16 protein-coding genes are annotated in these 13,650 nt (G+C 45.9%); 1 reads left to right on the plus strand and 15 read right to left on the minus strand.

The features are described from left to right. Nucleotides 1-16: 16 nt before the first annotated feature. The 13 genes from BK120_RS31180 to ald all read right to left on the minus strand — a co-directional run bounded on the left by BK120_RS31180 (nucleotide 17) and on the right by ald (nucleotide 10,876). On the minus strand, nucleotides 17-445 hold the full coding sequence (locus BK120_RS31180) for a stage V sporulation protein AB (RefSeq protein WP_076271390.1): 429 nt from the start codon (nucleotides 443-445) through the stop codon (nucleotides 17-19). After that, complete coding sequence (locus tag BK120_RS31185; RefSeq protein WP_076271391.1) at nucleotides 438-1,088, minus strand: stage V sporulation protein AA; 651 nt, start codon at nucleotides 1,086-1,088, stop codon at nucleotides 438-440. Before BK120_RS31185 ends, BK120_RS31180 begins: the two co-directional genes overlap by 8 nt. 115 nt (nucleotides 1,089-1,203) lie before the next feature. After that, nucleotides 1,204-1,959 carry an RNA polymerase sporulation sigma factor SigF gene (sigF, locus tag BK120_RS31190; protein ID WP_054024324.1) on the minus strand — a complete coding sequence of 252 codons (756 nt, stop codon included), beginning with the start codon at nucleotides 1,957-1,959 and terminating at the stop codon, nucleotides 1,204-1,206. A gap of 19 nt (nucleotides 1,960-1,978) precedes the next feature. After that, nucleotides 1,979-2,425 carry an anti-sigma F factor gene (gene spoIIAB, locus BK120_RS31195; protein WP_076271392.1) on the minus strand — a complete coding sequence of 149 codons (447 nt, stop codon included), beginning with the start codon at nucleotides 2,423-2,425 and terminating at the stop codon, nucleotides 1,979-1,981. Continuing rightward, nucleotides 2,422-2,775, minus strand: a complete 354-nt coding sequence (gene spoIIAA / locus BK120_RS31200) for an anti-sigma F factor antagonist (protein ID WP_076271393.1) — start codon at nucleotides 2,773-2,775, stop codon at nucleotides 2,422-2,424. Before spoIIAA ends, spoIIAB begins: the two co-directional genes overlap by 4 nt. A 346-nt stretch (nucleotides 2,776-3,121) precedes the next feature. Further along, complete coding sequence (locus BK120_RS31205; protein WP_083682668.1) at nucleotides 3,122-4,315, minus strand: D-alanyl-D-alanine carboxypeptidase family protein; 1,194 nt, start codon at nucleotides 4,313-4,315, stop codon at nucleotides 3,122-3,124. Nucleotides 4,316-4,635: 320 nt separating this feature from the next. Continuing rightward, on the minus strand, nucleotides 4,636-5,967 hold the full coding sequence (locus tag BK120_RS31210) for a pyrimidine-nucleoside phosphorylase (protein ID WP_076271394.1): 1,332 nt from the start codon (nucleotides 5,965-5,967) through the stop codon (nucleotides 4,636-4,638). Nucleotides 5,968-6,003: 36 nt separating this feature from the next. Beyond that, a complete protein-coding gene (locus BK120_RS31215) occupies nucleotides 6,004-6,162 on the minus strand; it encodes an aspartyl-phosphate phosphatase Spo0E family protein (protein ID WP_083682665.1) in 159 nt (52 codons plus the stop codon). 109 nt (nucleotides 6,163-6,271) lie between these two features. Continuing rightward, nucleotides 6,272-7,111, minus strand: coding sequence for a purine-nucleoside phosphorylase (locus BK120_RS31220; protein ID WP_076271395.1), 840 nt, complete (start codon nucleotides 7,109-7,111; stop codon nucleotides 6,272-6,274). A 57-nt stretch (nucleotides 7,112-7,168) separates the two neighbouring features. Then, nucleotides 7,169-8,362 (minus strand): phosphopentomutase, encoded by a 1,194-nt coding sequence (gene deoB, locus BK120_RS31225; protein WP_076271396.1) that lies wholly within the window; start codon nucleotides 8,360-8,362, stop codon nucleotides 7,169-7,171. Nucleotides 8,363-8,411: 49 nt separating this feature from the next. Beyond that, complete coding sequence (xerD, locus tag BK120_RS31230; RefSeq protein WP_076271409.1) at nucleotides 8,412-9,302, minus strand: site-specific tyrosine recombinase XerD; 891 nt, start codon at nucleotides 9,300-9,302, stop codon at nucleotides 8,412-8,414. A gap of 114 nt (nucleotides 9,303-9,416) precedes the next feature. Continuing rightward, nucleotides 9,417-9,650, minus strand: a complete 234-nt coding sequence (locus BK120_RS31235; protein WP_076271397.1) for a DUF4227 family protein — start codon at nucleotides 9,648-9,650, stop codon at nucleotides 9,417-9,419. Nucleotides 9,651-9,730: 80 nt separating this feature from the next. Beyond that, on the minus strand, nucleotides 9,731-10,876 hold the full coding sequence (ald, locus tag BK120_RS31240; protein WP_076271398.1) for an alanine dehydrogenase: 1,146 nt from the start codon (nucleotides 10,874-10,876) through the stop codon (nucleotides 9,731-9,733). A gap of 556 nt (nucleotides 10,877-11,432) precedes the next feature. Here ald and BK120_RS31245 point away from each other — a divergent pair. Then, a complete protein-coding gene (locus BK120_RS31245) occupies nucleotides 11,433-12,284 on the plus strand; it encodes a S8 family peptidase (RefSeq protein ID WP_083682666.1) in 852 nt (283 codons plus the stop codon). A gap of 50 nt (nucleotides 12,285-12,334) precedes the next feature. On the opposite strand, the gene fur is transcribed toward BK120_RS31245, so the two are convergent. After that, nucleotides 12,335-12,808 carry a ferric iron uptake transcriptional regulator gene (fur, locus tag BK120_RS31250; RefSeq protein ID WP_076271400.1) on the minus strand — a complete coding sequence of 158 codons (474 nt, stop codon included), beginning with the start codon at nucleotides 12,806-12,808 and terminating at the stop codon, nucleotides 12,335-12,337. A gap of 92 nt (nucleotides 12,809-12,900) precedes the next feature. Next, nucleotides 12,901-13,521 (minus strand): stage II sporulation protein M, encoded by a 621-nt coding sequence (gene spoIIM / locus BK120_RS31255; RefSeq protein WP_076271401.1) that lies wholly within the window; start codon nucleotides 13,519-13,521, stop codon nucleotides 12,901-12,903. Nucleotides 13,522-13,650 lie beyond the last annotated feature (129 nt).

Here is a 13,650-nt window from a genome sequence, read left to right on the forward strand (position 1 = left end):
CCCCATCCTTACTGTATCACCATTGAAATACTAACCAATCGAATAAAGACCCCAACGTTTTGCCTAGAACCATTGCCATGACGAGACTGACCATATAGGCAGATAAATTCATTCTTTTGGCCAAAATCGGGAGCACATTCATTACCTCAGTCAAGGCTGCTGCGAGCATTCCCACAAACATGCCATCGATCAGCCCAGTCGCACTTAAAAATAGACCCGAAGGCAGCGAAAGCTTCCAGCTCATAAAATCAGCAAAGGTCCAGTACAGCGAACCGGAGATGACGGCGGTCTCAAACCATACCGACATCCGGTAAGCATTAGCAACTTGAGCAAGCCGCGGAATGAGATCAAGGACAATTAGCAATGCTACCAACCCACTGCCTACAGCAAGACCCCCTGCCAAGCCTAGCAGAGCAATAAAAATATTAGCAGCAGCACTAATCATGCTTGTTCCCCTGCGTTTGATCGTAATCCGATTTTTTACGCATTTCGTCGGCGATGACATAGGCATTTACATTTTCTTGATACATATACAGTTCAACCTCAAGCGGGTTAGGCTCCTCATTGAATCGTTTTCGGAATAAATGGTTGAAAAACAATACCATCCCAAGTCCGATGCCCAGAGAATAAGGGATTTGAAACCATAGCGGATGCTCTGTGCGCTTCCCCGTTATCAGCTCGACAATTCGGATATGAACCTCCTTCATACTGACATCCGTATGAAAATTCATAATCGCAAGGCCCGCTCCAAAGAACAGCAGCAGCCACGAAAAAATAAGTACTGCAATACGCGGTTTTACTGGCTTCTCCGCCACCATAACGAGCACTTGAGGGTCACCATAGGCTTCTACAGTTAAACCCGGCTCAAGCTCTCTTATCGCTTTGACGATTTGAAGCAAGTCTATAACGACGCGATTGCCATCCGCCTTCTTGTGCTCGTAAAGAACAAGCCCCTTTAAGCGGTTCTCAAGCAAGTCATCCTTTGCGAGCAGCCTCGCTGCTTGGCCTAAGGAAACGCGTTGATTCGGTTTCATATATATCCGTTTTTTCAGACGCAGATAGAGGACCGAATGGTTTGGTTTTGCCATTTGTCAACTTCCCTTCTGCTGATACGTTGGTGTATGTTTCCCTTTTAGTATGATAAAAGGACGATTCGGATACTCATGCAAATTGAGGTAATAAATAGAAAAAAACCAAACCGCCTTAAAGGGCGATTTGGTCTCGGATGGACTGCAATATTTTTTTCTCAAGCCGTGATACCTGTACCTGTGATATACCAAGCCTGCTCGCTACTTCGGATTGCGTTTTGTCACGGTAATACCGCAAATATACAATCAATCGTTCACGCTCGCTTAGACCTTCGATGGCTTCCACAAGCGCAAGCTTGTCAAACCACCGATCCTGAGATTCATCGGCTATTTGATCCATTAGCGTGATCGGGTCCCCGTCATTTTCAAACACAGTTTCGTGTATCGAAGTTGGCGGCTTATTCGCTTCTTGAGCGAATACAACATCCTCTGGGGTAATGCCTAGCCGCTCCGCAACCTCGCTAATGGTGGGCAATCGACCTAACGTTTTGGAAAGCTCATCCTTCATTTTACGCACCTTATTGGCGGTTTCCTTGAGGGATCTGCTAACTTTCAACGTACCATCATCGCGTAAAAATCGCTGAATTTCCCCAATGATCATGGGAACTGCATAAGTTGAAAACTTAACATCATAAGACAAATCGAATTTGTCTACTGATTTAAGCAATCCTATGCAGCCGATTTGGAACAAATCATCGGGCTCATAACCACGATTGATGAACCGCTGCACAACTGACCAAACTAGCCGAATATTACACTGTACGAGTGTATCCCTTGCAAGCGTATCGCCGGACTGACTTAACGCAATAAGCCGCTTCACTTCCGCGTCATCCAAGTATGGCTGGGCCGTCTGCTTTAGATTGACATCCATGAGGTTCAACCCCTATACGCTAATTGTAGAGCGCTTTTTTCGATTCAATTCGTTTAAGCATTGCTACGCGTGTGCCGCCATCTACCTGACTTGAAACCTCAAAACGATCCATAAAGTTTTCCATAATCGTGAAGCCCATTCCAGAGCGCTCAAGCTCAGGCTTCGACGTGTAAAGCGGTTGACGAGCAAGCTCCAAATCTTCAATACCGCGACCGTTATCCGACACCGTTAAGGAAACCGAATCTCCTTCAATTCTTGCCTCTATTTTGACCTGACAAGTAGGATCGTTCTCGTAGCCATGTATAATCGCATTCGTTACAGCCTCTGACACAGCCGTTTTCAAATCATTCAGCTCCTCGAGCGTCGGATCCAGCTGTGACACAAATGCCGCTACCGCGATTCGTGCAAAGGCTTCGTTTTCCGATCGGGCGCTGAAGGAAAGCGTCATTTCATTGGAACCGTTCATGACACCACCTCCAAACTAGAAATTGCGGTACGTTCGTTTTCATGAATCGTCAGAATTTTGAACAGACCCGACATTTCGAATAGGCGATGAACATTCGGATTCACATCGCAGACGACCATTTTGCCACCCTTGCTCTTCACCTGCTTGTATCGGCCCAATATGACGCCTAGACCGGAGCTGTCCATGAACTGCAGCTCCTTCAAGCTAAGAATGACATGTTCGCTGTTACCGCGAAGTAGAGCCTCTTCCATCTTAAAGCGTACGACATCGGCAGTATGATGATCCAACTCGCCCCGAAGCCTTACGATCAGCACATTGCGGTATTGCTCCAATTCTGCTTGCAGACTCATTATGCTGTTCATCTCCTCTAGGTTTTTTCAAACACAAGCAAACGTCTTTGGCGTCTTTTGGGACGCTAAAGCAGCTTTGACGGTGAACCATAAGGCAAGTATAAAAAAACGATATACCTGCTTATCTATTAAGAAAGAATAGGTCATACCTATATCCCTCCTAACCTTTCACCGTGAAACGTGGACTGATCTGCGGTGAGTCAGGTTCAGCCGTTTACACTTGCCGAGATAGAACTAGCAATTCTCCAAAATGCTTCACGATTCCTGCATGCCGACAAAACTAGAAGCATACCGCTAACAGCTGACAAAAAACGAGTCGCTTTCAGACATAAAGTTTATGTGTTTGTTACGCAAATAGACCAGAGAAGGAACGCTTCAACAATTTCCACCAGCCTGCCCGTTCAACAGACAAGGGAGCATCCACATCAAATTCTTTGAGCACTTGATCGCCTTGATAGACAACAAGCTTGCCAATCGGTTGACCGATTTGAACTGGCGCCTTGAGCGGACCCGCAATTTTCAGCTCATAACGGATATCTTTTGTTGGACTGCCCTTTTTAAGCAAAACGCTGTACGCATGCTTAGCGACAAGCGGAAGTTCCGCGGCAGTGCCCTTCTCGATTTTTAGCGTCCCCATCGACTCACCTTCTTTAATAATCGAGTGATTCATGTACTGCGCGAACGTGTAATCGAACATTTGCGACACTTCAGCATTTCTGGTTTTCGTATCCGGCTCTCCCATTACAACGGCAATGACGCGCATGTCATCACGCCTTGCTGTAGCCGAAAGGCAATATTTTGCTTCACTCGTGAAGCCAGTCTTCAAACCATCAGCGCCACTATAAAAACGTACTAGCTTATTCGTATTTACGAGCCAGAAAGGCTTCGCGGACGTCTTCCTTAAGTAATCCTGATAAAGCCCTGTATATTTAGTTACTTCCGAATGCTTTAATAGCTCCCGAGACATCACCGCAATATCATGCGCCGATGAGAAGTGATTGGCTACAGGAAGGCCGTTTGGGTTAGAAAACTGTGTATCGTTCATGCCAAGCTGCTGGGCCCGCTCATTCATCATCGTTACGAATTGCTGCTCTGTACCCGCAAGCTTCTCAGCCATAGCCACGGATGCATCATTGCCTGATGCGAGCGCTATGCCCTTAATCATATCGTCTACGGTCATTTCTTCTCCCGGCTCAAGAAAGATTTGAGAGCCGCCCATAGAAGCTGCATATTCGCTCGTTTGTACCTTGTCTGTAAGTTTAATCTTGCCGTCATCAAGGGCCTCCATAATAAGCAGCAGCGTCATTATTTTGGTGATACTTGCAGGCGGTAGCTTATCATGGCTATTTTTTTCATAAATAACCGTCCCGCTATCCGCATCCATAAGGATGGCAGAACGAGCTGAAGGTGCTAAATTAGCGTTAGAGGCCTGACTTTGCGGCGCAGGGGTCGGACCGGGAGCTGGTGTTGGCTCCACAGCAGCAAAAGCGGCTGTCGGCATCACAAGCGCGAACGCAAGAATGATTATACAGAGCTTCATAGTACGATTTACCAACTAAATCTCCTCCTGTTCAAGTTTTGTGAAGCAAAACTTACTTCGTAAGCAATCGCTTAGTTTTGAGAAGCAAAACTTGCTTCGTAAGCATCCGCTTAGTTTTGAGAAGCAAAACTCGCTTCGTAAGCATTCGCTTAGTTTTGAGATGCAAAACTTACTTCGTAAGTGTTCTAAGCTGCGCAATTCGCTTATATTTCTCTTTTTAGTGTTGACTCTTAAGTTGGAAATTATTCCATCAGCTAGAGTTAATTGAAACGCAAAAAAATCCGCCCCCAAATTGCGGAGCGGATTTCATAATAAAATATTTAATTATACCTAGTAATGCCTTCTGCTGTTATTACGGATAATAGCAATGGACGAGACAGCGGCTTCTCCGAAGATATCGTATATGCTTGCTTTACTCGCTCAGCAACTGCAAGTGTGGATTCATTTGATTCACGGACATGAAGCAGGGCAAGCGTATCACCAGCATTTACTGGATCTCCAAACTTCTTGCGAAGCGTGACTCCAACGGCGTAATCAATTGAAGCGTCGTATGTCGCCCTTCCTGCACCAAGCAGCATAGCGGCTATCCCCAGCTGTTCGGCTTCAATCGCGTTGACAAAACCAGAGTCCACTGCTTTCACTTCTACAATGAAAGGCGCTTGCGGAAGCTTAGTTGGGTCATCAACAATTGAAGCGTCCCCACCCTGAGCAGTAATAAATGCTTTGAACTTATCTAAAGCAGCTCCGCTTGCGATCTGATCACGCAGCAGCTGCTTCGCAGACTCCACAGAATCGGATTTCCCGCCTAAGATAACCATATGAGCCCCAAGCGTTAAACAAAGCTCTGTAAGATCCTCAGGACCATTTCCTTTGAGCGTTTCAATTGATTCTTGTACCTCTAAAGCATTTCCAATCGCAAAACCAAGCGGCTGATCCATATCACTTATAACAGCAGCCGTATTCCGTCCGACTTCTGTTCCGATATCTACCATCGCTTGCGCTAATTGCTCAGAATGCTCTAGCGTTTTCATAAATGCTCCACTGCCTGTTTTGACATCAAGCACGATGGCATTAGCGCCTGCAGCAATTTTTTTGCTCATTACTGAGCTTGCGATAAGTGGAATGGACTCTACTGTAGCGGTAACATCACGAAGGGCATATAGCTTCTTATCCGCTGGCGCAAGATTTCCGCTCTGCCCTATGACGGATAAACCAATATCGTTCACCTGAGTCATAAATTTCTCGCGTGAGAGCTCCGTACGAAAGCCTTCAATGGATTCCAGCTTATCAATCGTTCCGCCAGTGTGGCCTAAGCCTCGACCGGACATTTTGGCAACAGGAATGCCTACGGATGCGACTAAGGGCGCAAGGATCAACGTTGTTTTATCCCCCACGCCTCCTGTGCTATGTTTATCGACTTTAATTCCGCTAATAGGACCAAGATCGACCTGATCGCCTGAATTAGCCATTGCAAGTGTTAAAGCTGCTGTTTCTCTAGGCGTCATCCCTTGAAAAAAAACAGCCATCGCCCATGCTGACAGCTGATAATCCGGGATATCGCCACGAGAATAACCATCAATTAAAAAAGTTAACTCCGAAGCGGTCAGCTCGCCGCCATCTCTTTTCTTCTGTATAAGATCTACCGACCGCATTTGTCCCTCTCCATTCACCATTACGTTGTTAATCCGTTATAAAGCGCGTCGCTCCCTCTGCACCTGGACAATAATCTCATCTAAAGTCTGGCTTAGTACAAGCACGTCCAAGTGCTGAAGGCTTTCATTCAATAGAGCTGCTTCTATCATTTTTTTACGTAACTGCTCCATCTGCGTGAGAACTTGCTTGTCCATGTCATTGTCCACTCCATCTTTCTTTGATCATGGACATTATACGACGAAACGTAAAAAAAACACTGTCATATTGAGTCGACGAATATATTACAATTGTGTTACGAATTTGTTACATTTTCGCAATCAATGCATTAACTAGACCCAAAAATTGGGACTTGACACGTTCAGTCGTTTCCATAACTTCTCCATGCGACAGCGGTTGATCCAAAATACCCGCTGCCATATTGCTAATACACGATATTCCGATGACCTCAATCTCTGAATGACGCGCTGCAATGACTTCGGCAACAGTCGACATTCCGACAGCATCAGCTCCAAGAACCCGCAGCATTCGAATTTCTGCTGGTGTCTCATAAGTTGGTCCAAGCAAACCTGCATACACACCTTCACGAAGTGTAAAGCCTTGCTCTTTTGCAATATCTCTTGCAACAGCACGCAGACGCTTGCTGTATGCCTCCGACATATCTGGGAACCTTACGCCAAGCTCGTTGTCGTTTGGTCCGATTAAAGGATTTTTGCCAGTCATATTCAAATGGTCTGAAATCAACATTAGGTTGCCTGCTTCATAATCCATATTGACTCCGCCAGCTGCATTGGTAACAAGCAATGTTTTCACGCCTAGCGCCTTCATGACACGTACAGGGAATGCCGTTAGTTCCGGACCATAACCTTCATACATATGAAAACGACCGCGCATCAGCAATACCGTTCTGCCCGAAAGTGTACCAATGAGCAGCTCGCCCGCATGTCCTTCAACAGTGGAAATCGGGAAATGAGGAATATCATGATATTGAATCGTAATCGCATTTTCCAAATAGTCTCCAAGCACGCCAAGTCCCGAACCCATAATTAAACCAATTTCCGGTCTTTGCTCTGTTTGAGCCTCGATATATTGTGCTGCTTCCTTAATGTTTGCTGCTGTTAGTCCTGCCGAAGTAATTGTTGTCATTCTAGTTCCTCCTAAAAGTATGTTCATAAAACGATTTGTACCCATTTGTAAAAATAATTACTCATTTTCCCTTGTAATAAGCTCAGACAGGAAGCTGGTTCCGTTAGGTGGTGCTGCAACACCAAAATTATCAGCTATTGTTGCTCCAAGATCAGAGAACGTAGAACGTACTTGGAGAGGTCCCGGCTCGTTAAAAGAAGGACTCACGAGCAATATTGGTACATATTCACGAGTATGGTCTGTACCTGGATGTACGGGGTCATTGCCATGGTCCGCAGTCACGATAAGCAAGTCTCGCTTGCCAAGCTGTTTCTCAAGCAAAGGGATTGCTACGTCGAACTCTTCCAAAGCTGAGGCGTAGCCAATTGGATCGCGGCGATGGCCATAAAGCGAGTCGAAATCTACAAGGTTCGTGAACAGAAGACCTTTAAAAGGCTGCTTCAGTTGTTCGATCGTTTTGTCGATGCCGTCCGCATTGCTTTTTGTCGGAGTAGAAGCTGTAATGCCTTCTCCGTCAAAAATATCATTGATTTTCCCAATTGCAATGGAATCGAAACCAGCGTCCTTCAACGCATTCAATACTGTTGGCTGTGGAGGCTTCACCGCGTAATCATGACGATTAGGCGTTCGTTTGAAAGCGCCTGGCTCGCCAATATAAGGTCTTGCGATGACGCGCCCTACTGTGAAGCGCTCGTCCATTGTCAGCTCTCTTGCTATTTCACAAGCGCGGTAGAGCTCCTCGAGCGGAATGATGTCCTCATGCGCAGCAATTTGAAATACACTATCAGCTGATGTATATACAATCCATGCGCCAGTTTCCATTTGCTCGGCACCCAGCTCATCGAGTATGTCTGTACCGCTTGCTGGTTTGTTGCCAATGACTTTACGGCCTGTTCGCTCCTCGAAAGGAGTAAGCAGCTCAGGAGGAAAACCGTCCGGAAACGTTTGAAACGGCACTGTCATTTCTAGCCCCATAAGCTCCCAGTGACCAGTCATCGTATCCTTGCCAACGGACACCTCGGCCATTTTACCATAATAAGCTGCGGGAGCTTCTGCAGATGGACTCCAATCATGGATGCTCGCTATTCGATCAAGCCCCCATCTTCTAAGATTCGGAAGCTGCGTTGACGGTGCTTTTTCTATGATATGGCCTAGCGTATGTGAGCCAAGATCACCGAATGCCTCAGCATCTGGCAGTTCACCTATTCCAACGCTATCCAATACGATTACTGTTATTCGATCAAATCTCATATGTATGACTACCTCCTCTGTAATTGGGATTTATCGATGTCGACCATTGTTAAGCACGCGGATGAGCTCGAGAATAGACTTCTTTCATTCGCTCTTTGGACACTTGGGTATACTTGAGTGTAGATGATATATCCGCATGTCCTAGCAGTTCCTGAACAGAACGAATATCCGCTCCGTTTTCGAGTAAATGTGCTGCTACGGAATGTCTAAGCGTATGTGGCGTAATCTCTTCTTCAATCCCAGCTTCCTTCGCGTACTTCTTTATCGTCTTCCAAAATCCTTGTCTTGTCAAACGTGTTCCTAAATGATTTAGAAACAACGCTGATTCAGACGCTCTTTCTGTCAGCAATTCATCACGGCCATATTGCAAATAGTCTACAATTGCCTCCGAAGCTAATTTCCCGAAAGGAACAAGCCGTTCCTTTTGGCCTGTACCCATACATTGAATAAATTCTAGCTGCATATTAACATGCTCAATATTAAGCGAGACAAGCTCTGACACTCTAATTCCTGTTGCATAAATGAGCTCCAGCATGGCTTTGTCACGTTTGCCGGCAGCACTTGAGCAATTTGGCGTCTCAAGCAGCTTATTCGTCACAGAGACGCTTAATATGCTTGGCGGCTTCTTCTCCTGCTTTGGGGCCTCCATATAGATAGAGGGATTGCTTTGAATAACGCCCTCTGCAAGAAGAAAATGAAAAAAGGCTCGTACTGACACGATGTGCCTCGATAACGTAGCGGCTTTCCTGCCCTGTTCCTTCAAGTGGAGCATATACCTCGACATGTGATGCCGCTGCACAGCAGTAAGCTCGGTCAAGCCTTGCTGGTCAATATAAGCTATAAATTGATTCAAATCCCGTTCATATGAAGAAAGCGTATTTGCTGACAAACCTCGTTCTACCCGCAAATGTTGAATGTAGCGATTTAAATGAGCCTTCATTGGACTTCCTTTCACATAAGACACCATTCTAACATGCTTTTCTACAAAAATATTCAACATTCGACTCTATTAATCCTGCTTGAGATCGTTTATCTGCACAACCTTAACAATCCTTTACTCCCCATACCAATAAAACCAACGAAGCCGATCGGCAGCATCTTTACTGTCTGGAGAATTTGGGTCCGTCACAAAAACCTTCATGGCATGCCCTTTAGGCTCACGATAAGGGTGGATAGGTGAAATCGCGTCGGCAAGCCAGCGATAGCCCCCTGTGACGACAAAAAGCAAAACTATAAAAACAAAAATAAAGAAAATACGGCTCGTCCATCTCCGTATCGAGAAAACCATGTAAACCAGCCTCCTTCATTAGCCGATACGTTGTCACTTGTCCATCCGTATCACCATATGAGGAGGCAGGTTCTATTATGTCAATCATCCTTCAATTGCTCGAAAGGAACGTTATTCAACAAATTTTCTAATGGCACATAAGGCTGATTAGTCGCTGTAGCAACCGGCTTATACGTTACTTTTCCTGCATGAGTATTCACGCCTTTTTGCAGCGGCAAGCTTTTTTGAACAGCGTTCATGCCATTATTCGCCAAATCAAGCGCATAGGAGCTCGTTACGTTCGTTAAAGCGATGGTCGACGTCCGCGGCACTGCGCCTGGTATATTAGCAACGGCATAATGAACGACCCCGTGCTTCATATAAATTGGATCTTTATGCGTGGTCGGCCGGTCTACTGTTGCAATCGATCCACCTTGGTCGACTGCTACATCGACGATTACTGCACCTTTTTTCATACTTTGAACCATCGGTTCAGTTACCAAATGCGGTGCGCGTGCACCTGGAATAAGAACTGCCCCTATAAGCAAATCTGCTTTTGCAACAGCTTCTGCAATATGATACGGACTCGACATTAGCGTACGAATTCTTCCGCCAAAAATATCATCCAAATATCTCATACGGTCTGCACTTTTCTCCAAAATAACTACATTTGCACCCATCCCCAGCGCAATTTTCGCCGCATTCGTCCCTACGATTCCGCCACCAATAATGACGACCTCTGCTGGTGGAACGCCTGGAACCCCGCCGAGCAGCACCCCTCTTCCGCCGTTAAACGCTTCTAAAAACTGCGCACCTACCTGCACTGACATTCTGCCTGCCACCTCACTCATCGGCGTAAGCAGCGGCAGGCTGCCGTTTGCAAGTTGTATCGTCTCATAAGCGATACCCGTCACTCCACTGTCCACGAGCGCTTTCGTCAAATCAGGCGCTGCGGCCAAATGCAAGTACGTAAACAGCAACAAGCCTTCGCGAAAATAACCGAACTCCTCAGAAAGAGGCTCTTTCACCTTCATAATCATTTCCGCACGCGTCCATACCTCTGCTGCGGTTGCAACGATCTCAGCACCTTCACGCTCGTAATCGCTGTCTTCAAAACCACTGCCGCTGCCCGCTCCAGTTTCTACAAGCACTTTATGCCCAGCTCCTGACAACATCGTAACGCCAGCGGGAGTTAAGGCAACACGGTACTCGCTTTGTTTAATTTCTTTTGGTACGCCTACAATCATGCCCATTTCCTCCTCTAAAGCTTTGTGATTGTTGATGCTTAAATAACCGCTTTCTATGTTGTATGAGAGTTCGGTAAGGAATGATCGTCCTTTCCGTGAACTTCACAGCAAAATATATGTAGAACATAAGCTTCATTTCTATACTTTGTTATATTTCGAAAAATATGTGTCAAAGTGACAAGTACCCATACCGAAATAAGTCCTATCCCATAGACTGAAAAAGGAATTGCTTGATTAGGGGGTTCTAGGTCCATTGTCAAAATTAAAAGGTATATTTAAAAGCTGTATTTCTTGTAAATCGTCTCAAAACACCAATCGGAAGCTAATAACACTCCAATCAGCTAAATCCTATAAACGCTGTCTTCGGCATCTCAAACAACTCGGAATTACCCCGTTCAAAACCGTCTCAAAAAGCCGAATCATCGGTTGTCATTTTCATAAAAACTCGTCTTTACAGACACTCTTGAGTCTTCCGCAGGTTAAGCTTGTCGAAAAAGATTTCAAAATCCGCGCTCACGGCCTTCGCAATCATAATGCTAGGAAACACAGCTATGCAATGCCCCTGCTCACGCCAGCTACAATACCCGCAATTTTGCCATGGAACATTATTCGAGTAAAAGCACCCGAAGCATGGGCTACAACACGGGGAAAATCCATTAATGTCGCTATCCTCGACACAGGAATCGCCAATCATCCCGACTTGAATATCGCTGGCGGGATTAATACAATCAACGGCGGCTCTTACGCTGACGATAATGGTCATGGCACCCATGTCGCAGGCATCGTCGCAGCAGCGGGTAGAGCAGGCAAAACATTAGGTATCGCTCCTGAGGTGAATATATATGCAGTTAAAGCGCTGAATGAGGACGGAGAAGGATTTGTTTCGGATATAATTGAGGGTATCAATTGGTGTGTCAAAAACCGCATGAATGTCATAAATATGAGCTTTGGCGTCCTCGGCTCAGAAAGCAGCGATACGCTGCACAACGCAATAAAACGAGCAGCGAAGCAAGGCATCGTCATCGTTGCATCAGCCGGCAATGAAGGTCGTTCAAGCGGAGTAATCGACGAACCGGCATCTTTTAAAGAGACGATAGCGGTAGCGGCTACGACAAAAGCAAATAAAATAGCTACTTTCAGCAGCAGAGGCAGCGGGATCTCCGTTTCAGCTCCCGGCGAAAATATATTATCCACATGGCTTGGCGGTAAATACAAGAAGCTCTCCGGCACTAGTATGGCTTCCCCTCATGTTGCAGGCGGAGCAGCCTTGCTGCTTGCAGGAAAACCTGGACTTAGTCCCTACGCGGTAAAAACAAGGCTGCAAAAAAAAGCGCTGAAGCTGAACAATTATAGTTCGCTTGCACAAGGTGCTGGATTAATGCAGCTTGATCATATTTTTAAAGCTTAATAGAATGCCAAAACGGCTTGCCGTCCAGTTATGCTGGGCAGCCAAGCCGTTTATGATTGATTCTCATTTGGGTTTGCAAGGTCGTTTTTCTCTTTGCATCGATGACAAATGCCTTGAAAATCAAGACGATGATCGAGCACAAAAAATCCGTATTCCAGCTCTAGCCTCTCTTCTAAAGGCAATAGCCAGTCTTCCTTGATTTCATCCATAGTTCCACATTGTACACATATGAGGTGATGGTGGTGATGTTTATTGCTGTCCGTACGAAGATCGTACCGCGCTACCCCGTCGCCAAAGTTCAATTTTTCGACAACATGCATTTCACTAAGCAATTCCAATGTCCGATAAACCGTTGCAAGTCCGATTTCTGGAGCTTTATCCTTAACTAGCATAAATACATCTTCAGCGCTAAGATGGTCATCTTCATTTTCAAGTAAAACTCGTACCGTTGCTTCGCGCTGCGGGGTTAATTTGTAGCCCTGCGACTGCAACTGTTGTTTAATCTTATCAATCCGGGCTTCCATGATTTCCCCCCTACCACATGACTGCGCCTTTTTCAGGAAAGGTTTCCTCTCATTATAGGGGCTAACATGCCGTAAAGTCAAACATTTTGGTGTCAGATTGTGGCGCTAACGGACGCGAGAAGGGGCGAAACCCAACTGATTAATGTTGGTGAAATATAAGCCTCTAACAAAGCTGCTCCTGCAAAAAGAAATAGCATCAGCACAGCTGTCGATGTAAACGAGCCCAGCTCAGGCGCAAGTTCCCCCTTTTGCCGGAGGAGCCTATTTTTGATAACGAACATGGAAAAAGATATTGCAGCAGCACTCATTATAACCATTGCCGGTATTGCAATAATATTCTGAGGCGCGATAGAGACCAGCGAAAACAGTACTCCCTTCCACGCATATTGATTGATCAGCGTCCCTACCGAAAACCCAACTAATGCCCCTTTCAAGAAATTAAGCGCGAGCACTCCCGGTATGCCAATCACCGTAATTCCGAGCAGCCATAGTACAAGCAGCCACTTGCTATGGAAAAAAAACCGATCCCAAAACGAATCCGCAGCTCCAGAACCGATGCCCTGATTGATCAGTTGAACATATTGATCTACATCTTGAGCAAGATCCTGCTGCTGCTCCAGCGTCAGTGCATTGACCATCAATGCGCCGAAGATGACACCTACGATAAAAAGAACCGACACAAAAACGTATAACGACAATTGATTTCTGGCCATGGTCACCGGACCTTTCGGAGTTGTTTGACCCCGCCCTAAAATTAGGGCCTTACTTTTAGATAGACCGCTACTTACTCAAAAGCTTTTCGAACCCACCCAAACCCTCCCTTCCAAGGGAGGGCCCCAAGG

Origin of the sequence: Paenibacillus sp. FSL A5-0031 (assembly GCF_001956295.1) — a bacterium.
Classification (GTDB): domain Bacteria; phylum Bacillota; class Bacilli; order Paenibacillales; family Paenibacillaceae; genus Pristimantibacillus.